Here is a 21,290-nt window from a genome sequence, read left to right as displayed (position 1 = left end):
TAGTAAAATGCCTATATGAAATTATGTATTGTAATTACCTTGTTGTTTGCTGTTTTCAAACTTAATGCTCAAAGTTTGGAACAGAGAGTTGAAGAGTATATACGTAAAAATAATGTTGTGACTATATCCGATAAAGACACGACTTATCATAAAACGGGAAAGCCATATATGAAGAAGTATTCTTCAGGAGGCAAAAGTCTTACTGTTCCTAAGGGGACAATCCCAATTCCAATGCCAACGGGAGTAGATGATGTTAGAGGAAAATTCTATTCTGCTTATGTGCCTTACAATGTAAACTTGACACTTTATATAAAACAGCTAATCAATGGTAAAGAGGAGAGTGTAGCGGTTAATGGTGGTGATATAGTAAAAGATAGGAGAGCTTACGTTAATTTATTGGTAGATTATAAAGACTACCAAAAGGCCACTATCTACTGCTATTTTTTGAATGGATTTGTTTTTGGAACGCCTTTTACTATGTCTAAAGATCACGTTGTCAAGATGTGTGATTTTGAGGAAAGAGGCTTTGTAATAGGTCAAGATATACCGGCTCTATTAATATATGAAGAGGAAAAAGGTTCTGTTGAAAAGGAGAAACTAATTGAAAAAATGAAAAAAGGAGACCAGTCTTTGTCTTTTGATAAACAGAAATATAAGGATGTCTATAGGCAATTGGGTAATTATTGTATCATATATTATAAACTGGAAAAGAATAATGAAAAAAAATAATTGTATACATATCTTAGCATCTGTACTCCTTGTGCTTTTAAGTTCTTGCCAAGAGAGTAAGAAGTATTTAGGTGCAGAACTTATCTCTTTTTCTGATTTTAAAGGGCCTATTTCTTTGAAAGGGGACAGTCTTGCTTTTGATGATATATTGCTGAAACCGGTTAAAATACATTTGGTTGACTCTTTTCTGATTATGAAAAACAGGAATACTGAACAGACTTATTATATATTCAATGTTTTCACAAAAAAGAAAATATGCGAATGCGTTCCTTTCGGTATTGGACCCGGTGAAATGATAGATCCTCGTTTTATTCCTTCGACAGATGGTAATATTTGGATATTTGATAAAAACAGGCAAGTTTTGTGTATCTGTGACCGCCAGACATTTTTTCAAGGGGAAAGTCTGATAGTAAATAAAAGTATTAAATTTGAGAACTTCTGTAATAATATAGTGCCGATTCCCGGGAAAGGTTTCATTGCTTCCATTTTTGATAAAAACAAGAGGTTTGGTTTATTTAATCAGAACGGGGATACAATTTGTCACAAAGGAGAATATCCTGAACTTTCCAGCTTGACGACCCATATAGAACAAGTAGAGGGATTTATGAGTGAATTTACCGTAAATGCTGAGGAGAATAGAATATTTGTGTCACACAGTCGGACAGACTTAATAGAATATTATGATACTGATATGAATCTTATAAAAAGAATACATGGTCCTGAGCATTTCTTTCCGGAAGTTCATCAAGAGGGTGACCGAATAGCAACCAATAAAGGGGCTGAAAGAGATGCCTATTATTGTCCACTATCTGTTGGAAAAAAAGTTTTTGTTCTTTATTCAGGAAAGTTTTTTAATCCCATGAATCATGATTATCTAAAAGATAAAATTCTTGTTTTCGATTGGAATGGAGCCCCACAACGATATTATCAATTGGATACTCCTATCTTTGATTTTGCAGTTGATGAGAAGCGTGGAGTGATTTACGGTTTAACAGATAAACCGGAGAGTCATATTGTACAGTTTAATTTTAATGCTTTATGAATAGATATTTGATCATTATATGTATGATAATAATATGGAGTTCATGCCAAAATAGGGAAAGAACCTATCTTATGAATACGGTAAAAGAATGGAAGGGAAGAGAAATTAAATTTCCTGTAAAATCCGTTTTTACAAAGTATGTGTGTGATACTGTAAAAAACAATATGGATTTAGATTTTAAATTAATGATTTATGTAGATTCTGTAGGGTGTACTAGTTGCAAACTTCAATTACATAAATGGAAGAGTTTTTTAAATGAATTGGATTCAATTACTAATGATAAAATTTCTTTTCTTTTCTATGTTTGCCCTAAAGATAAAAGAGAGTTTGAGCATATTCTAAAACGTGATAAATTTGATCATCCAATTTGTGTTGATGTATATGATTCTCTTAATATAATAAATAATTTTCCTTCAGATCCCAGATTTCAGGTATTTTTATTGAATAAAATAAATAAAGTAATTGCAGTAGGGAATCCTGTGCTCAATCCGAAAATAAAAGATTTATATTTTAATATACTTTCTGGTAAAAGTAATACTAAGATGGATCAAAATAGTCAGACCCAAATCAATATTTCTGAGCAAATGATAAATTTAGGAAGTTTTTCGTGGAAAGAAAGTCAGGAAAAAAAGGTGCTGTTAAAAAATACAGGTAATTCTCCATTGGTCATATATGATATATTAACTTCTTGTGGTTGTATTGCTGTAGAATATGATAAAAAGCCTGTGCTGTTTAAAGATAGTGTTTGTGTGAAAATAATATATCAGGCAGAACATCCTGAACATTTTGATAAAACTATTATGATATATTGCAATGCTGAAGGTGCTCCGTTTAAGTTAAGAATTAATGGAGATGCAAAATAAACATTAAGTAAAATGTTGTATCGAAGTATTTCGGGGTATACATAGTTGGTGGGGAGTACTATATTAGTTGTTTTCACCAGTGTCTCATTTAAATTGGGACGTTTTAAAAATTGAGTAACCTTGGCTCATTAGATCTAACTTGTTCTTTGATTTTGAAATATAGTTTTGTCGAAGAGGTCTCTAAGATGAGTTTTATCAGTCAATGAGATGCTTAATATATGGAGAACTTCGTATGTGCTTCTGTCTAGTTACATGTCTTTCTGAATAATTGGCACTAGGGAATAAGTACATGTTGCTGTATCGATTTGTATTCTTACGGTATTCTTGGTAGTACCTTAAAACTTTTTGACTTTAAGGTGCTGTTTTAGCTATTAAAAAAACAATTTGGAATCTAATGGGACAACAATGATGTAATTTTTAAAATTATGAATAGATTATTTTATTTTTTAATTATTATTCTTTTAGGGAGCTGTAGACAGAGCACCGAAACAGAAAAATATCAGAACAAACGTGATAATGTCATCAATATCCATGAAAAAGTAAAGGAAATAGAGATTGAAGAGATTCCTATTGGGCGGATGGCTGCATTATTTTTAACAGATAATTATCTGATTGTTGTCGATGTATTATCTTTGGATAAACTGATACATATATTTAATAAAAATAACTTTAGTTATGTGACAAGTATCGCACCTCGAGGGCAAGGACCAAGTGAAATTACTAATATAGGTCATATAGAGGTTAATAATTCTAACCGTGAAATATATGTGACAGATCATGGTAAACAGAAGATATTCTGCTATAATATAGATAGTGTTATAATGGATTCACTCTATATACCATGGGTTAAAATGAGAATGAATGCAAAGCAATTTCCCAGCGAATATCAGTTCATAAATGATTCTCTTTGTATAGGTCGAGTAATAGAACCTATAGGGAACTCCAACTTTAAACCGTCTGTGGCAAAGTGGAATATGGAAACAGGCGAAATAGAATTTATGAAGTATGAACATCCCGGGATTGAGAAAAAACGTATTGTTTGTACGGCATCTAAGGAAAATGAATTATATGCGGAATTCTATTCTAATTATGATTTGATAACTATTTGTAATTTTGACGGAGAATTAATATGTAATATCTATGGTCCGGGATGGGGTGATAGAAAAACAACAAGAACAGACTATTTTAGTGATGGGGTGTTTTGTGACGATAAGATATTTGCGCTTTATTCCGGTGGAGATAGTTTTATTCAGGATAAATCCGGTAAGATCAAATCTGCACTTCCAACTAAATTTCTTGTTTTTAATTTGAATGGTGACTACCTCAAAACCTTAGAAACAGGATATCGTATCAGTAGTTTCTGTTATGATAAAAAGAATAACAGATTGATCTTGAATTTGGATGATATGATACAATTTGCTTTTTTGGACTTGAATGGACTTATTGATTAAGATTGTTGGAAATAAGAAAATAGAGGAGACATTACTTGTCGTGTTCTCCTTTTCAGCTAAAGATTAGTGGAAGTGCAAAAAAGTGAATTGTATCAGTGAATAATAAAACGAATCATAGGATGTTGTTGAGCGAAAAAAACAGAGTGACTGTTTCATTGTTTTGTATCATGTTTTTGATGCACTCCTGCTCGTTGTCTCCTTTGGATCGATCATTGAAGATGGCCGGAAAGAATAAAGGAGAACTTCAAAAGGTCTTAGATCATTACAGCGAGTTTCCGGTGGATAGCTTGAAGTATAAGGCTGCATGTTACTTGATAAAACACATACCTTATTATTATTCGTATGCTCCCAATGAAATTGTTGATAGCCTTAAACAAATAAAAGTGAAAAATGGAGATGGGTGGCTTCCACAAGAAGTGATAAAAAAATGGAAGTGGTTTCATTATGAAAATCTTCCCAAAATAAATGATATAGATGTTATCACCGCTGATTTGTTGATAGAGAATATCGATTATGCTTTTGAGGTATGGAATAAACGTTCCTGGAGTAAATATTATACTTTTGAGGATTTTTGTGAATATATTCTCCCGTATCGTGTAGGCAATGAGAAATTGGAAAGGTGGAGAAAGATCTATTATGATCGCTATGGTTCGGTCTTAGATTCTTTATATCAGGGTACTGATGTTGTAGAAGCAGCCAGAAGGATGGCCACTTATTTGCAATCGGAAAAGTTTTATAGTAGGATAGACTTTTCACTTCCTCACATGGGGGCTCTTTTTCTTTTGGAAAACAGGGTGGGCTATTGCCGTGACGGGTGTGATATCACTTCCTATGTGATGAGATCATTAGGGATTCCTGTAGCAATGGATATGTATTATACTTCACCGAGTTATAATAGCCGGCATTTTTGGAGTGCAGTGATTGATACGACAAGTATCTCCGTTCCTTTCAACTATTATGAGGGTTTGCCGGAAAGAGGGATGGCTCATGATAGAAAAAGAGGAAAAGTATATCGAACATTCTTCGGTGTTCAAAAGAAGGACATGGATGTTATGGATGATCTGGATGTTCCCGATTTATTCCGGAATGTTTTTTTGCGTGACGTAACAGATGAGTATTACCCTGACAGTGGTTTTGAAGTGGCAATCGAAGGTAATTCTGAAAATAAGTATGCATACCTGTCCGTTTATGATTATGATAAATATAGTCCAATTGACATCGCTGTAGTAGATGGGAATACTGCTCGATTCAAAAATGTAGAAAAAGAGTTGATATATCACCCTGTGTTTTGTAGAGGCGGTAAAGTATTGCCGGCAGGCTATCCTTTTATTCTTAAAGAAGGATCTGTGCCGTTTTACTTTATTCCAAATATACAAAAACTGCATACGGCAAAGCTGACAAGAAAATATCCGATACGTAATACTCGTAATTTTTTGAATAGAGCTGTGGGCATTAAATTTGTTGGTTCCCGAACTTTAGACTTTAAAAAAAACGAATTATTGTATGAATTGGTAGATACACCTAAGGTTAACTATAATAAGGTGTATTTTTCAAAGCCACATCTGTGTCGTTACATTTGTGCAACACAAGAAAAAGAACGGTTAGAAATAGCTGAATTAGAACTATATAATAAAGATAAAAAGTTGGAATTTCAAAAATGGGGGGTGAAAAAGAATGATATGGACAGGTCTTCCAATGGAAAATTGATTTGTGACAGCGATTGGGTGACTTATATTGAAATTTTAAACGAACCGTATTTTATAGATCTTGGCGAAGTGGAAAATTTAACGGGAATGGTATATATTCCAAGAAATGATGATAATTTTATTCACTTGGGGGATACCTATGAATTGTTTTATCAGAATGGTTTAAAAGGCTGGATGTCTTTGGGAAAGCAAGTTGCGGATACTACTTTTCTGTTATATGAAAATATCCCGGAGAACGCACTGTTATGGTTACATAATCTTAACCGAGGTAAGGAGGAAAGACCTTTCTTTATAGATGAGGGTGAACAAATATTTCTATGATAATTTTAAACAGCTTGTAGGGGATGTTCATTGGATAAACTTATGTTAAATGAATAAACTAATGAATCAGGAGATATTAATAAAACATCTGAAAAAAATTGGTTATAAATTGATGAATTTATTATTTTATTTGTGTATGACCTTGATTTTTCTGGTACTAATACAGTTATTTTGTTTTACTTCTTTTAAAATACCTTCCGACTCAATGGAGCCTGCTTTGTGGGCGGGTGATAGGATTATGGTGAACAAACTGGTAAAAGGAGCGCGGCTATTTAATGTTACGGGTGCTTTAAACCAGGAGGATATAGATATCTATAGAATGCCTGCCTTAGGAAAATTGAAACGGAATGATGTATTGGTTTTTAATTTTCCTTATCAGGAAGGACGTTGGGATAGTATCTGTTTTGATGTGATGAAATATTATGTGAAACGTTGTATAGCTCTTCCGGGGGATACATTAGAAATAAGAAAGGGCTTTTTCAAGGTATGGGGAGTAGAAGAGATATTAGGAAATCTATCTGCACAGAGACGTATATCTGTACTTACAGATAGCACAATATACGGAGTAGTGTTATCTGCTTTTCCACGGGATGAAAAACATAACTGGACAGTACAGGAGTTTGGACCCCTGCCTATACCACGACAGGGACAGGTAGTGATGTTAGATCGTATGACAGCATCACTCTATAGGCAACTGATTGGCTGGGAACAAAAAAAGAAAATCCGGATAGAAGAGGAGAATGTATTTATTGGAGATAGCCTGGTAAATGAGTATTGTTTTAGGGAGAATTATTATTTCGTAGCTGGAGATCGGGCGGAGAATTCTCAGGATTCACGTTATTGGGGAATGTTACCTGAACCATTTATTGTAGGGAAAGCCACTTTTATATGGAAATCAGTTGATCCCATGACAGGGCACCTTAGATGGAATAGAATATTTAAAAGAATAAAATGAAGCATATTGGTGTTCATATTTTCATGTTGTTACCCGTTACTGCATTATTTGCCGTTGTATGGGTCAATCCGACTAACTTACCAGTAGGAGAGTTGGCAGGTCAATGGTCGTGGCTGGGTAAGGCATGTGTACTGTTTGCTGTATGTGTTTTTATAATGTTATTGGTTGGGTATAAAAATAAGAATATAACAAGTGTTTTTTACCGGGTTGTGGTTTGGAGTCTTATTCTATTGGGAGGAAGTGAAGCCTTTTATGGCTTACAACAGATATATGGATATACTTCTTCCAATCATTCTTTATTTGCTCTCACCGGTTCTTTTTTTAATCCGGGGCCCTATTCAGGATATTTGGCAATGGTATTTCCACTTAGTCTGAATGAGTGGTTGCAACTTGGAAAGAAATCAAATCGAAATTATATAGAACAGGTCGCTTTTTATTTGGCGGGTGGTGTTATGTTGCTGATCATTTGTGTACTTCCTGCCGGAATGAGCCGTTCGGCATGGCTAGCTGCTGTAGTATCCGGAGTATGGGTCTGCGGTATGCATTATTCCTGGGGGGGAAAGCTTCGGATGGCATGGCAGGAACATCGTAAAAAAGCAATTGCTATAGCAACATTGGGATTTATCTGTCTGATGATAGGAGGAGCGGCCTTGTTCTATTTAAAGAGAGATTCGGCGAGCGGAAGATTATTTATGTGGAAGATTACTTGCCAGGCTATTAGTAAACGTCCGGTAGTTGGTTATGGTATAGATGGTTTTGCAACTGCTTATGGGAGGGCACAGGAGGATTATTTTGCGGAAGGAGATTATTCATCTCAGGAAGAATTGGTTGCCGGAAGTCCTGAATATGCTTTTAATGAATATTTGCAGGTTATTATAGAATGGGGAATAGGGACTTTCCTGATGTTATTGGTGTTTGTAAGCTTCTGTCTTTGGTGTGGGATAAAGGGAGACAGGATTAGCGTATGTGGAGGGGTGATTTCGTTGTTAGTGTTTGCATTCTCTTCTTATCCGATGCAACTGCCTGCTTTTGTTATCACCTTTTTTTTATTATTAGCTGCTTGTGTGATAGGTAATTCACGAATAGGCTTAGCGGTATTTGCTTTTCTTATTGGTTTGATGGGAGCTGGATTGTGGCGGGAAGATAAATCTAAGGAGTGTAAAGAATGGGCCAATATCAAAATGTTATATAATATCGGAGCTTATGAATCAGCCAGTGAGGGTTATCAAAAATTGTATCCGATATTGAAAAATCGGGGAACTTTCTTGTTTGAATATGGACATTCTCTGCACAAGTTAAAAAAATATGATGCTTCTACATCGATCTTGAAAGAGGCGGCTGTTCGCAATTGTGATCCAATGATATTAAATGTCATAGGTAAGAATTTCCAGCAGCAGAAACACTATGAAATGGCTGAACAGTTTTTTATACGTTCCACACATCGGCTTCCGGGAAGAATCTATCCGTATTATCTACTGGCGAAACTCTATGCAGAATGTAATATGCCGGAGCAAATGAAAAAAATGGCTGAGATTGTGTTGACAAAAGAACCTAAAGTTCAATCGACTGCGGTGAAAGAGATGAGAGAGGAAATGAGGAAAATGATGAAACAATATTGAATCATGAAAAGATATAATTCTATTAGCATTTATTGTCTGGCATTTGTGATTTTAATCTCTTGCTCTGATAAGAAGAAGGAAGAGAATATTTCAGAGAAAGGAGTGGAAACCGTTTTGCCTGATGTAAAGAATGAGGTATCAGTGGTGGCATTGCAGAAACAGGATTTCCACCATGAATTGGTGAGTAATGGAAAAGTAGTTGCACAGAATCAAGCCGATTTGCGTTTCGAGAGTAGTGAAATTGTAGCTCATATCTATGTAAAGAATGGGGACTGGGTGCAAAAAGGACAGAAGCTGGCCGAATTGGATCAGTTTAGGTTAGCTAATAAACTGACACAGGCAGAAGATGCGCTGGAGCGTGCACGACTGGAGTTACAGGATGTACTAATAGGGCAGGGATATGCTATGGATGATATTAATAAAGTACCGGCGGATATTCTGAAACTGGCAAAGGTAAAGAGTGGATATGACCAAAGTAAAGCACAATATGAATTAGTAAAGCGCGAGGAGGAACATGCTACACTGACTGCTCCCTTTGACGGTGTGGTGGCAAATCTTTTTGCAAAACCTTATAATCTGGCTAATACTTCAGAGACATTTTGTACTATCATAGATACACAAGGGATGGAGGCGGGTTTTACTGTACTCGAAAGTGAATTACCGTTACTTAAAAACGGAGATAGGGTAGTGGTTACTCCTTATGCGGATGCTACCTCTGTGTACGAAGGGAGCGTTTCGGAAATAAACCCATTGGTAGATGATAAAGGAATGGTGAGAGTACGTGCACGGGTGAACGGAAAAGGAAAACTGTTTAGCGGAATGAATGTACGGATAAGTGTACAGCGTTCTTTGGGGCAATTATTAGTGATCCCTAAGAGTGCTGTGGTACTGCGTTCAGGAAAACAGGTTGTCTTTACATTGGATAAAGGAAAAGCACAGTGGAACTATGTACGGACCGGATTTGAGAATACGGATAGTTGTGTGGTTGCTAATAAAGCCGATGCCGGAGTTACAGATGGGCTGATGGAAGGAGATACTGTTATTGTTTCGGGTAATGTGAACCTGGCACATGAGGCTCCGGTGCAATTATTAGACGATTAGACGATTGGCAATTGGATTAAACTTTGCTTATCACAGGAAGAGTAACTCCAATCGTAAATAGTAAATTGTCTAATCGTAAATTAAAATGGTATGATAAAATTCTTAATACAACGTCCCATTGCGGTATTGATGGCTTTTACAGCTTGTTTTATCGTAGGGCTGGTTACTTATTTCACTTTGCCTGTATCTTTATTGCCGGATATTGCTATTCCTGAGATAACAGTACAGGTATCTGCTGCCAACACTTCTGCCCGTGAATTGGAAAACACCGTAGTGAAGCCGATTCGTCAACAATTGATCCAGGTGGCTAACCTAAAAGATATGTCCAGTGAAACCCGTGATGGGGCAGGTATTATCCGGTTAAACTTTGAATATGGAACGAATACAGATCTGATCTTTATCGAGGTGAACGAAAAGATTGATGCCGCCATGAATTATTTGCCCAAAAACACAAACCGTCCTAAAGTGATAAAGGCGAACGCCACGGATATTCCCGTGTTTTATTTGAATTTGACACTGAAGAGCGATAGCGCGTTTATGCCTACAGATCTGCAAGCTTTTCTGAATTTATGCGAGTTCTCTGAATCGGTGATCAAACGGCGCATAGAACAACTCACAGAAGTAGCTATGGTGGATGTGACGGGAGTGTTGAAAAGACAATTGCAGATAGTACCGGATATGGATAAGATGTTGCAAATGGGACTTTCTATATCGGATATTGAGTCTGCATTGGCTCGTAACAACGTAGAGCCGGGAAGTATGACTGTGCGTGATGGCTATTATGAATACAACATTAAGTTTTCTACCCTGTTGCGCACGGCAGAAGATGTGGAGAATATCTATCTCCGCAAAGAAGGGCGAATTATTCAACTGAAAGAATTCTGCCGGATAGCGATTACTCCCATAAAAGAAACCGGTGTTTCTGTATCTAACGGTAAACGTGCCGTGACGTTGGCCATTATCAAGCAGGCTGATGAAAACATGGACAAGATGAAAGAGGCTCTGATGAATACCATGAACTATTTTCGGGATGTTTATCCGGATATAGACTTTAGTATCAGCCGTAACCAGACAGAATTGTTGGATTATACCATATCTAACCTGCAACAGAACCTCTCGTTGGGATTTGTTTTTATTTGTATCGTAGCAGTGCTTTTTTTAGGAGATATAAAATCCCCTTTCATCATCGGGTTGAGTATGGTGGTTTCCATTGTCATTAGTTTCCTCTTTTTCTATCTTTTCAAAATGTCGCTGAATATCATCTCTCTTTCCGGATTGATTTTAGCATTGGGTATGATGATTGACAGTTCAATTATCGTAACAGAGAATATTTCTCAATACCGGGAGAAAGGATATACGCTTCGTCGGGCCTGTGTGGTGGGTACCAGTGAGGTGGTAACTCCGATGTTGAGTTCTTCACTAACTACGATTGCTGTCTTTGTCCCACTGATATTTATGAGTGGTATTGCCGGAGCTATCTTTTTCGATCAGGCTTTTTCGGTGACAGTTGGTTTGATGGTTTCTTACTTCACGGGCATTATGTTACTTCCTGTGTTATATATGTTGGTCTATCGTACGGGGGTGGTAACCCGGAAGTGGAAATGGTTTTCTGTTAAGATTAACAACCCGATCAAAGAGCATACACTCGACCGTTTTTATGACAGGGGAGTAGACTGGGTGTTCGATCATAAAACTTTCAGTATTATTTTCTGTATTATTTCTATCCCTCTCTGCGTCTTTTTCTTTTACTTTATAGATAAGGAACGCATGCCGGAGATTGACCAGAACGAGCTGATTACCCGTGTTGAATGGAATGAAAATATCCATCTGGATGAGAACCAACGGCGGGTAGATGAACTGTTTCACGGGTTGCAAGCAGCTACAATAGAGCAGACTGCTTCCATTGGCCAGCAAGATTTTATTTTGAACCGTGAACAGGAACTTTCATCATCGGAAGCTGAACTTTACTTCAAGACTAAAACATCGGATGAGATAGCTTCCTTACAACAAGTAATTTATCTGAAACTTAAACAGCGCTATCCATTGGCAGTGGTTTCGTTCTCACCTCCCGAAACCGTGTTTGAAAAGTTATTTGTTACCGGAGAGGCGGATGTGACGGCCGAACTATATGCCCGTAATAAAGATAAAGCTCCGGAGGCAGATACCCTTCGAAGTCTGGAATACCAGTTGGGACAGCGCACGGGCATTGCTCCTACAGGTATTGCTTTTGAGAATCAGTTGAATCTCAGCATTAAGAAAGAGAAATTGCTGTTGTATAATGTGTCGTATGACGAACTCTACCGGACCCTTAAGACGGCTTTTAAGGAGAACAGTGTATCAATGTTGCATTCCTATCAGCAATATTTGCCTATAAATATTGCCGGTGACGAAAAAACAGTGAATACGGTGTTGCAGGAAACGTTGGTACAAACGCAGGATAATAATAGTGATGGTACCAGAAATTATATACCGCTTCGGGAGTTGATAACGGTGACTCCGGCAGAAGATCTTAAGAGTATTACAGCCGGGCGGAATGGCGAATATATTCCGTTTAGCTTTTATGGGGTTAAAGATGCTGAAAGCTTGATAGCGGATGTAAAAGCAGTAGTAAACGAAAGTGATGCCTGGGATACCGGTTTTTCGGGTAGTTTCTTCTCCAATAAAAAGATGCTGGAAGAGTTGGTCGTTATTCTGTTTATCTCTATTCTACTGATGTACTTCATTCTTGCTGCACAGTTTGAAAGTTTCGTACAACCTTTGATTGTACTGTTAGAGATACCGATCGATGTGGCTTTTGCCCTGTTGTTGTTATGGATATGCGGTCATACGCTGAATCTGATGTCTGCTATCGGTCTGATAGTAACTTGTGGTATTATCATCAATGACTCTATCTTGAAACTGGATGCCATCAATGAGTTGCGCAAAGAAGGAGTGCCTTTGATGGAGGCCATTCACGAAGCCGGCCGGCGAAGGTTGCGCCCCATCATAATGACCTCACTGACTACTATCTTTGCCATGGTGCCTCTGCTTTTCTCTTTCGATATGGGCTCCGAATTACAGAAACCGCTCTCTATCGCTATGATAGGGGCTATGTTTATCGGCACACTGGTGAGTCTGTTTATTATTCCGTTGATCTATTGGTTTATTTATAAAGAAAAGAAGATATGAAAAGATATATGATATACTTCTGTTTCTGTCTGTTCTGTTGCGGACAGATGCAGGCACAGGAACGGATTAAATTGGATTTGCAGCGTACTATAATTCTGGCAAATGATAGTTCACTGGAAGCTTTTCGTACGCAGAACATGTATTTGTCCGGTTATTGGGAATACCGCACCTATAAGGCTAACCGCCTGCCAAGCCTAACTTTGGATATGACTCCTGCGGAGTATTACCGTGATATCACCAAACGGTATGATTCGGAGCAGAATCTGGATGTATACCGTAGCCAGCAGTCTTTTTCAGCTTCGGGAGGTTTGTCTGTGAGACAGAACTTTGACCTTACCGGTGGTACCTTCTACTTAGAGTCTAAATTGGGCTATATGCGTAACTTCGGCGATAACCGTTCTACTCAGTTTACCAGTGTTCCAGTACGGTTGGGATATTCACAAAGCCTTGTCGGATATAACCCGTTCAAGTGGGAACGGCGTATTGAGCCTTTGAAATATGAGAAGGTGAAGAAAGAGTTTATCTATAACGTGGAGGCTGTATCGGAGAAGGCTACCGGTTATTTCTTCAGTCTGGCTATGGCACAGGCGGAATATGATTTAGCGAAAGAGAATGTTGCTTCTTCTGATACCCTTTATCGCATAGGCATGCAGCGTTTGAAGATCGCTTCTATCTCCAAAGCCGACCTGTTGACTTTGAAGTTGGATCTGGTAAATGCCCGTAATACCTTACAGAATAAGGCAAGTGCGTTGAAACGTGCCATGTTCTCATTGGCTTCCTTTCTGAACATCGATAAGAATACGGTGATTGAACTGGAGCTTCCGGCCCGTCCACGGGAGATGACCATATCGGTAGACGATGCATTGGCATCTGTACGTAGTAACAATCCTCAATTGCTTGGGTTGAAACAGAATATCCTGGAGGCAGAGAGAAATGTGGACCGGACGAAGAAAGAATCCCGTTTTAATGCGAGTGTGAATGCGAGTATCGGTTTCAATCAGGCTTCCGATAATTTCGGAGATGTGTATCATAATCCCATGCAGCAGGATTTAGTGTCAGTCAGTCTTTCTATTCCGTTGGTGGACTGGGGTGTGCGGAAAGGTAAGTACAATATGGCTCGTAACAGTCTGAATGTAACCAAAATCTCTGCCCGGCAGAGTGAGATAAGTATTGAAGAAGAGCTAATAATGACCGTTGGTGATTTTAATATTCAGCAGAATCTGATCGCGAGTGCTGAAGAAGCGTTGGACTTGTCTATCATGGCTTACAATGAAACCCGTCAACGATTTATTATAGGTAAGGCGGATATCAATAGTCTGACGTTATCCTTGAGTCGTCAGCAGTCCGCACAACAGAATTACATCTCTGCTTTGCAGAACTATTGGTTGAATTACTATAAGATACGTAAATTGACTTTACATGATTTTGCAAGCGGTTTCTCACTGTCCGATAAGTTTGACTTTGCAGGAGGAAAGTTGGTGAGGTAATGAGTTAAACCCACCACAGAGTAGCACAGAGTTTCACAGAGTTTTTTAGACAGAAGAACAGAAGGACAAAAGAACAAAAAATAGAGATAAGAGCTAAAGAAAGTTTATTGGTTTTTACGTTTAAAAAACTCAGTGTAACTCTGTGTCACTCTGTGGTGAATCATATTTTAGTACAATGAATACAATGAATCAAAATACCAAACGAGGAGCTTCTGCTTTTACACTGATTGTTGCCTTTATCTGTGTAGCATTGGTTGGCGTGGCACTAATTCCGTTGTTGCCTGTCAAACTTAGTCCGTCGCGAACTTTACGGGGGTTGTCAGTCAACTTTAGTATGCCGGGGAGTTCTGCCCGTGTGGTAGAGATGGAAGCAACCAGTAAGTTAGAATCAATGCTGGCTCGCATTCGAGGGTTGAAAAATGTCAATTCCACCTCGGGTAATGGTTGGGGTAGTGTCAATATTGAGCTTGACAAGCATACCGATATGGATGCTGTCCGTTTTGAGGCATCCACTATTATCCGGCAAACCTGGCCGGAACTACCCGATGAAGTGAACTATCCGAATATAGATATGAGGCGGTCGGATGATAATGCCTCGCGTCCTTTCCTTTCATTCACCCTGAATGCACCGTCTGCACCTATCCTGATCCAGCAGTATGCAGAGGAACACATCAAGACGAAGCTGGCGCAACTTCCCGGTATTTATAAGATTGATATCAGTGGGGCTACTCCGATGGAGTGGCGTCTGGAGTATGATAGTGATCAGTTGATACATCTTGGGATAGGTCCCGGGGATATTCAGCAAGCGGTGAGTCGTTATTATCAGAAAGAATTTCTTGGTACTTATGATGTCGAATCAGCTTCCGGAGGGAAGGAGTGGATACGTCTGGCGTTAGTTCCTCAGCACGAGGAAGATCAATTTGACCCTTCCGGGATTTTGGTAAAGGCAACGGATGGTAAGGTGATCCGTCTTGACGAACTGGTAAAAGTAACCCGGGTTGAAGAGGAACCTCAAAGTTATTACCGCATCAATGGGTTGAACTCCATTTACTTGTCTGTTACAGCCGAAGAGACTGCCAATCAATTGCAGCTTAGTAAACAGGTCAATGCTGTGATGGAAGAGATTCAGAAAGTACTTCCGGCAGGTTATGAGGTTCATACCAGTTATGACGCTACAGAGTTTATTCAGGATGAAATGAACAAGATTTATCTACGCACGGGATTGACGGTGCTGATATTGTTGGTTTTCGTGTTGCTTATTACATTGAATCCGCGTTACCTGTTGTTGATAGTGGTTAGTTTGAGTATTAATATTGCTGTTGCTGTTATTTTCTATTATCTCTTCGGATTGGAAATGCAGCTTTACTCATTGGCAGGTATTACGGTTTCACTCAATCTTGTCATTGACAACACCATTGTCATGACGGATCACATTTTCCGCCGTCGCAATCTGAAAGCATTTATGTCTGTACTGGCTGCTACCCTGACTACGATGGGAGCATTGGTCATTATCTTTTTTCTGGATGAAAGCATACGATTAAATCTTCAGGACTTTGCTGCTGTTGTAATCATTAATCTTGCTGTTTCTCTGTTTGTAGCTCTCTTCTTTGTACCTTCTATGATAGAGAAGATCGGGTTGAAAAAACGCAAACGCCGTTCCTTGAGGCAACCGGTTTCTTCCGGAACTGTTTTCTCCCATATCTTATATATTTCCCGCCATTTTCTTCGTCGTTTTCCGGTATATTTCACTCGTTTCTATGCATGGCTGATACGGATTTTATGTCGTTGGCGAGTGGTTATCTGTCTCTTATTGGTGTTACTGTTCGGACTTCCTGTTTTTCTTCTTCCTGAGAAAATGGAGGGCGATGATTGGCGCGCAACGGCTTATAACAAAACTTTGGGAACCACTACTTACAAAGAAAAGGTGAAACCTATCGTTGATAAAGTATTGGGAGGAAGCCTCCGTCTTTTCGTCGAGAAGGTATATGAAGGTAGCTATTTCACCCGTAATGAAGAGGTCGTGTTGTATATCAATGCCAATCTGCCCAACGGGAGCACGTTGGAACAGATGAATGCCCTGATAAAAAAAATGGAAACTTATCTGAGCCGGTTTAAGGAGATCAGGCAGTTTCATACCTCCGTGTATAATGCCCGTCGCGGAAATATAAATGTTTATTTCACTAAAGAGCACCAGAAGAGTGGTTTCCCTTATACGCTGAAAGCGAATGTTATTAGTCAGTCGTTGCAGTTAGGCGGAGGTAGTTGGGGTGTGTACGGCTTAGAAGATCAGGGGTTTAGTAATGATGTTCGTGAGAATGCCGGTTCTTTCCGTGTCAAGATGTATGGTTACAATTACGATGAACTATTCTATTGGGCCGAACGCCTGAAAGAACATTTGCTGACGTATCGGCGTATCAAAGAGGTTATCATTAATTCAGAGTTCTCCTGGTGGAAGGATGATTATCAGGAGTTTTATTTCGATCTGAATAAGATACGTATGGCACAGGAGGATATCTCGGCAGATGCTCTTTTCTCTTCCGTTCGTCCGATATTTGGCAGAAATATGGATATCGGTTCCGTGCTGACGGAGCGTGGTATGGAAAGAATCAGATTGTCATCTCGTCAATCTGATGAGTATGATATTTGGGCCATGCAATATTTTCCGTATCAAACGGGTGACAAAGCGTATAAACTTTCTGAACTGGCCACGGTGGAGAAGGGACAGATGCCTCAACAGGTGGCGAAAGAGAATCAGCAATACCGATTGTGCCTGCAATATGAATATATTGGCTCGTCCGAACAAGGAAACAAGATTCTGCGTCGGGATCTGAAAGAATTTAATAAGAAGCTGCCTATGGGATATAAAGCCGAAGAAGAAGGTGGTGGCTGGTGGTGGGGTGGAAAAGACTATAAACAATACCTGCTTCTGCTGATCGTCATCTCTATCATCTTCTTAACTACCAGTATCCTGTTCAACTCACAGAAACAGCCGTTGGCCATTATCTTTGTGATTCCTGTTTCTTATATCGGTGTGTTTCTAACTTTCTATTGGTTCAGGCTTAATTTTGATCAGGGAGGCTTTGCTTCCTTTGTTCTGTTGTGCGGTATCACGGTGAATGCCAGTATTTATATTCTCAATGAGTATAACTCTATTCGCCGGCGTCTGCCCCGTATCTCTCCGCTGCGTGCTTACACCAAAGCCTGGAATGCTAAGATTATTCCTATCTTTCTGACGGTCGTTTCTACCATTTTGGGCTTTATCCCTTTCATGGTAGGGGCAGAGAAAGAAGGTTTCTGGTTTCCGCTGGCTGCAGGTACGATTGGTGGGTTGATAATGTCGGTGATAGGGGTGTTTGTTTTCTTGCCGATATTTACGTTGAAAAGGAAAACAATATTACGTAACTAATCTTTGTATGATATGAAACAATTGTTACTGTTTTATTTGTATTGATTTTTAATTAATAGACTGTAATTTGAGATTTATTTGATCAATGCCATTGTGGCAAAGAGAACTGCACAAGAATAGGATTCGGATCATAGGCGATGGCATACATTGATTTTTCGTCCTCAGACAAACATATTTGGTTTAGGGCTTTATCACTCTTTAGCATTGCTATTTTATCACCACTCCATGTATAGACATATATTGTATTTCCGGAAAATGAAGCCAAAGCATGCTCACGGAGGGTTTTTCCGGAATACAACACATATACATAATCCTCAGTGCAAGTAGCGCACAAATAAGTCATTGGTGCATCTCTTGAAATCCCCGAATACTCGGTAGGATTATTTCTATACCTATAATCAGGATAAGCGAGAATAGACTCTTTTATCAAACGCACCGAATCGTTTTCCAATTGATAGAAAGCCAACATATCCGCAGTCAGAAGAGAAGCTATAAATTTTGTTTTGGAAGGAGATGCCGCTATATTAAACATATAGGCCTGCGAACGAACTATACCGGATACTTTCTTTTCTTCCTCATCCCTACAAGGCCATTCTCCGAATGTACTTTGTACTTGTCCATCTGGTTCCAATAGGCAAAAACGATAATTGTCATAGATACCGGGAGCTATATACTTTCCATTAGCCATGAGGTGAACCTCAAGAGGATGCACACTGTCAACACTAAAAACCGAAGTGAATTGGACATTATCTTCTACTATCGCATTGGTACAGTAAAACTTTTTTTTATTCATATCGTAAAAGGAGAAAGCGCTTTCACCACATGAACTTAATGAGGAGATTACTGTAAATTCGGAGGGCCCCTGTCCACGTACACCGGCTTTTCGGAGATATTTCCCCGTTTTTATATTGAAAAAGAGTAACATAGAGTCGGACTTGGCATCTATAACTGCTAATATTGAATCTGATAGTGCCATTGCATTAGAACCTCCTATTATATAATCATCCCCACAAATAGGGTGACAAATGATATTTTCTATCCGAATTGCCTCTTGATTACCGGATTGGCAAGAATACAGAAATGATATTATCAGCCCTAACGCAATTGTTGTCTTTGTGTGTATCATATCATAAAAGATAAAACGGTACAATACGGTTCTCTGCCTTATCTGTTAAACCATAAATTACTACACTTTATTCTAAATTAAATCGTATTATACGAAACTCTGGTGAATCAGTTAGTCCATATACTGTATGGCTACTTTCATCTATTACAAATCGGAAAATCGGTATATCAAGCTTGTATTGACGGAGAGGCTTACCATTCCAATCAAAAACAAACAAATGATCTAACAAGTAATTTTTATCCCCGGGATGATAAACATGTCCGGAATAAAGAACAAAAAGCTCATTAGTTGTAGTTACCGGAGAAAAATAAGCATCTCTTTCTTCCCCAATATTGGCTGTAACTTTCTGGGTATTGCCAATGTTCTTAATGCTCTTTGAGGGGAAAAAAATGTCAGGTCCCTGAACTCTGTTTTTCAATCGTCCGGTTTCATCATATATTTCTATTAAATCAGTCTGTTTATATACTATGGCAATCTTTCTCTTTGAAGTATTCCATGCTAAAGAAGAAGCAAAACCTTCTAATTGAGCAAGTCCTTCTAAAGGGAATTTTCCTCCTTCTATTAGTGGATAGTCTCCCATTGTCGTTAACATACTATTACCTTGAAAATAAGATATTTTTTTCAATCTCGGATCCAAAACATTGGCTATCAGTATAGAATCTGATAACATTATTACATCATCAAAATAGTAAGTAAACTGTGTGCTATTTTTTAACTTCAATACCTTATCAGAATCTATTATGTAATGATTAAAACGACGTAATCCTGAGTCATAAATAAATAATGATGAATCTTTTTTATGTACATAGCGAGGAGTCATTAAATCGGCAGGTCCACTTCCAAATGTCCCATAATGCCCTATTTTTTTTTCTGTATTCAAATCTACCAACTGCACCAAATCCTCGGTATCATTGTTTAATAAAATAAGAGTGGAATCAGACACAGAAAGCCGCATTGGCCTTGTTATCTGTTCGCTTAAATTCAACTCATGTCCTTGCAGTACTATTTCGGTACCCATATCTTTCCATGAAAATGTAGTACAATCATTGTATCTCTTTTCTTCTTTACCGATACATCCTACCAATAAAGTGGCCAGTACTAAATATATAAGACTTAACAGTTTCATTTTTTTCTTTCATCAATTATATAATAAAAAATCGAATAATGCTTTAGCATTGAACGTAGCTTTCTATCGGTATTTGTATTTGTTTGCAAAGTTCCATCTACAGTATACTTGTTTACCAATTGCTCCATTTTTCCATCTTCATCGTCCTCATATACCAATAATATATTTATTGGTGTACTTAATAAAGCTTTTGTTGTCGCATATGGAATAAATTTTAAGTATCTATTTTCTTCCGGAAACATATAACAATATCTTATAACTCCCGGATAGAACATATATAATTTAAAATTACCACTATATTGCATTTCCGGAACAAAGTCCATTATAAAAGCATGTTCCTTAGGAGTTGGAAAATACATCGTATTTCCTAAATCATTTTCTTTGTATTCCCCATCAACATATTCATGAAAAAAAAGCCTGATATCAACATCTTGTTTAAATTTAGGAAGTTGAATTTTATAATGTTTACTGTCTATACGTGGAGCATCCACAACTGTACCAGCTTTAGTATTTACTCGGTGTATGCCAAACATATTTTGAGCATACATAGTGTTTACTCCTAATATCAAAATAAGAAAAACTATGAATTTATTCATAATAATCATTATTTAAAAGCCTACAAGTCCTTACTTGAAGTATAAAGGCTTGTAGGAATGTGTAAAATATGTCAGCCTCTACTATTCACACATGTCATAATTAGTAAATAACCTTGATAAACATGACAATCATACTGAAAATCATACTGACAGCCATACATTGAACATTCGTACGAATATCCAGGTTCTGTATTATTAGCTAATGCTTCTACATTAGCTAATGTCAAATCGGTTAATTTACTATCATTTAGAGAAGAGTACACATTATATCCGGTAATAATAGCAATAACAATAGCTACTATAGTGCCCACTACTTTCTTTTTTATAATTTTTAACTTTTATAGATTAATATTCAAAAAACTGTATATAATATCATTTCAACAGAATAGCAAAATATATTTGCTACAAATTAATACTATTTTTATCCCTAATTGAGTTGCGGTTGCTAATACACCACTGTGCGGATTGTAATTAAAAAAATACGTCATGCTTGTGCCAATGTCAGACACACATTCTCTATTGCTTCTTTATTAGTTGATGGTATATTTTCCAAGCAAACTTTCTAATGAAGAAGTATGGGAATACGTTTGATAT

The 21,290-nt window shown here is 37.9% G+C and carries 15 protein-coding genes and 1 pseudogene; 11 read left to right on the top strand and 5 right to left on the bottom strand.

Going from position 1 to position 21,290, the window contains the following annotated elements; translation table 11 throughout:
- The first annotated feature begins 15 nt into the window (after positions 1–15).
- From VCM39_RS14170 to VCM39_RS14160, 3 genes are all read left to right on the top strand, one after another.
- On the top strand, positions 16–729 hold the full coding sequence (locus tag VCM39_RS14170; RefSeq protein WP_322934244.1) for a hypothetical protein: 714 nt from the start codon (positions 16–18) through the stop codon (positions 727–729).
- The gene (locus tag VCM39_RS14165; RefSeq protein WP_413544807.1) at positions 716–1,771 is read left to right on the top strand and encodes a BF3164 family lipoprotein; all 1,056 of its coding nucleotides are present in this window, start codon (positions 716–718) and stop codon (positions 1,769–1,771) included. The genes VCM39_RS14170 and VCM39_RS14165 overlap by 14 nt, the downstream gene beginning before the upstream one ends.
- Positions 1,772–1,842: 71 nt before the next feature.
- Positions 1,843–2,634 carry a DUF1573 domain-containing protein gene (locus VCM39_RS14160; RefSeq protein WP_322934242.1) on the top strand — a complete coding sequence of 264 codons (792 nt, stop codon included), beginning with the start codon at positions 1,843–1,845 and terminating at the stop codon, positions 2,632–2,634.
- 103 nt (positions 2,635–2,737) lie between these two features.
- Here VCM39_RS14160 and VCM39_RS14155 read toward each other — a convergent pair.
- Positions 2,738–3,002 (bottom strand): annotated as a pseudogene (locus VCM39_RS14155) (IS4 family transposase); the annotation flags it as partial.
- A gap of 57 nt (positions 3,003–3,059) precedes the next feature.
- Here VCM39_RS14155 and VCM39_RS14150 point away from each other — a divergent pair.
- From VCM39_RS14150 to VCM39_RS14115, 8 genes are all read left to right on the top strand, one after another.
- Positions 3,060–4,085 carry a 6-bladed beta-propeller gene (locus VCM39_RS14150; RefSeq protein ID WP_322934241.1) on the top strand — a complete coding sequence of 342 codons (1,026 nt, stop codon included), beginning with the start codon at positions 3,060–3,062 and terminating at the stop codon, positions 4,083–4,085.
- A gap of 119 nt (positions 4,086–4,204) precedes the next feature.
- Positions 4,205–6,112 (top strand): hypothetical protein, encoded by a 1,908-nt coding sequence (locus VCM39_RS14145; RefSeq protein ID WP_322934240.1) that lies wholly within the window; start codon positions 4,205–4,207, stop codon positions 6,110–6,112.
- A gap of 61 nt (positions 6,113–6,173) precedes the next feature.
- The gene (gene lepB / locus VCM39_RS14140) at positions 6,174–7,067 is read left to right on the top strand and encodes a signal peptidase I (RefSeq protein ID WP_323674052.1); all 894 of its coding nucleotides are present in this window, start codon (positions 6,174–6,176) and stop codon (positions 7,065–7,067) included.
- Positions 7,064–8,686: an O-antigen ligase family protein gene (locus VCM39_RS14135; protein ID WP_322934238.1), complete on the top strand. Its 1,623-nt coding sequence runs from the start codon at positions 7,064–7,066 to the stop codon at positions 8,684–8,686. The genes lepB and VCM39_RS14135 overlap by 4 nt, the downstream gene beginning before the upstream one ends.
- Before the next feature lie 3 nt (positions 8,687–8,689).
- Entirely contained in the window at positions 8,690–9,787 is a 1,098-nt protein-coding gene (locus VCM39_RS14130; RefSeq protein ID WP_322934237.1) for an efflux RND transporter periplasmic adaptor subunit, read from the top strand.
- 90 nt (positions 9,788–9,877) lie between these two features.
- Positions 9,878–12,955, top strand: coding sequence for an efflux RND transporter permease subunit (locus VCM39_RS14125; protein ID WP_413544806.1), 3,078 nt, complete (start codon positions 9,878–9,880; stop codon positions 12,953–12,955).
- The gene (locus VCM39_RS14120; RefSeq protein ID WP_413544805.1) at positions 12,952–14,442 is read left to right on the top strand and encodes a TolC family protein; all 1,491 of its coding nucleotides are present in this window, start codon (positions 12,952–12,954) and stop codon (positions 14,440–14,442) included. Before VCM39_RS14125 ends, VCM39_RS14120 begins: the two co-directional genes overlap by 4 nt.
- Positions 14,443–14,626: 184 nt before the next feature.
- A complete protein-coding gene (locus tag VCM39_RS14115; protein WP_323674025.1) occupies positions 14,627–17,848 on the top strand; it encodes an efflux RND transporter permease subunit in 3,222 nt (1,073 codons plus the stop codon).
- Positions 17,849–17,930: 82 nt separating this feature from the next.
- On the opposite strand, the gene VCM39_RS14110 is transcribed toward VCM39_RS14115, so the two are convergent.
- From VCM39_RS14110 to VCM39_RS14095, 4 genes are all read right to left on the bottom strand, one after another.
- On the bottom strand, positions 17,931–18,974 hold the full coding sequence (locus tag VCM39_RS14110) for a BF3164 family lipoprotein (protein ID WP_322933674.1): 1,044 nt from the start codon (positions 18,972–18,974) through the stop codon (positions 17,931–17,933).
- Positions 18,975–19,041: 67 nt separating this feature from the next.
- Positions 19,042–20,100, bottom strand: coding sequence for a BF3164 family lipoprotein (locus tag VCM39_RS14105; RefSeq protein ID WP_322933675.1), 1,059 nt, complete (start codon positions 20,098–20,100; stop codon positions 19,042–19,044).
- Positions 20,097–20,696 (bottom strand): hypothetical protein, encoded by a 600-nt coding sequence (locus VCM39_RS14100; RefSeq protein WP_322933676.1) that lies wholly within the window; start codon positions 20,694–20,696, stop codon positions 20,097–20,099. Before VCM39_RS14100 ends, VCM39_RS14105 begins: the two co-directional genes overlap by 4 nt.
- A gap of 71 nt (positions 20,697–20,767) precedes the next feature.
- Positions 20,768–21,007: an NVEALA domain-containing protein gene (locus tag VCM39_RS14095; RefSeq protein WP_322933677.1), complete on the bottom strand. Its 240-nt coding sequence runs from the start codon at positions 21,005–21,007 to the stop codon at positions 20,768–20,770.
- Positions 21,008–21,290 lie beyond the last annotated feature (283 nt).

The sequence above is a fragment of the Bacteroides mucinivorans genome (assembly GCF_034654355.2).
Taxonomy (GTDB): Bacteria; Bacteroidota; Bacteroidia; order Bacteroidales; family Bacteroidaceae; genus Bacteroides; species Bacteroides nordii.
The sequence above is the reverse complement of the archived record's forward strand: the minus strand, read 5'-3'. Positions and strand labels throughout refer to the sequence as shown.

Excerpts from the sequence above, each read along its gene's own strand:
- VCM39_RS14170 (WP_322934244.1), top strand. The coding sequence starts at position 16 with ATGAAATTATGTATTGTAATTACCTTGTTGTTTGCTGTTTTCAAACTT.
- VCM39_RS14165 (WP_413544807.1), top strand. The coding sequence starts at position 716 with ATGAAAAAAAATAATTGTATACATATCTTAGCATCTGTACTCCTTGTG.
- VCM39_RS14160 (WP_322934242.1), top strand. The coding sequence starts at position 1,843 with ATGAATACGGTAAAAGAATGGAAGGGAAGAGAAATTAAATTTCCTGTA.
- VCM39_RS14150 (WP_322934241.1), top strand. The coding sequence starts at position 3,060 with ATGAATAGATTATTTTATTTTTTAATTATTATTCTTTTAGGGAGCTGT.
- VCM39_RS14145 (WP_322934240.1), top strand. The coding sequence starts at position 4,205 with ATGTTGTTGAGCGAAAAAAACAGAGTGACTGTTTCATTGTTTTGTATC.
- lepB (WP_323674052.1), top strand. The coding sequence starts at position 6,174 with ATGAATCAGGAGATATTAATAAAACATCTGAAAAAAATTGGTTATAAA.
- VCM39_RS14135 (WP_322934238.1), top strand. The coding sequence starts at position 7,064 with ATGAAGCATATTGGTGTTCATATTTTCATGTTGTTACCCGTTACTGCA.
- VCM39_RS14130 (WP_322934237.1), top strand. The coding sequence starts at position 8,690 with ATGAAAAGATATAATTCTATTAGCATTTATTGTCTGGCATTTGTGATT.
- VCM39_RS14125 (WP_413544806.1), top strand. The coding sequence starts at position 9,878 with ATGATAAAATTCTTAATACAACGTCCCATTGCGGTATTGATGGCTTTT.
- VCM39_RS14120 (WP_413544805.1), top strand. The coding sequence starts at position 12,952 with ATGAAAAGATATATGATATACTTCTGTTTCTGTCTGTTCTGTTGCGGA.
- VCM39_RS14115 (WP_323674025.1), top strand. The coding sequence starts at position 14,627 with ATGAATCAAAATACCAAACGAGGAGCTTCTGCTTTTACACTGATTGTT.
- VCM39_RS14110 (WP_322933674.1), bottom strand. The coding sequence starts at position 18,974 with ATGATACACACAAAGACAACAATTGCGTTAGGGCTGATAATATCATTT.
- VCM39_RS14105 (WP_322933675.1), bottom strand. The coding sequence starts at position 20,100 with ATGAAACTGTTAAGTCTTATATATTTAGTACTGGCCACTTTATTGGTA.
- VCM39_RS14100 (WP_322933676.1), bottom strand. The coding sequence starts at position 20,696 with ATGAATAAATTCATAGTTTTTCTTATTTTGATATTAGGAGTAAACACT.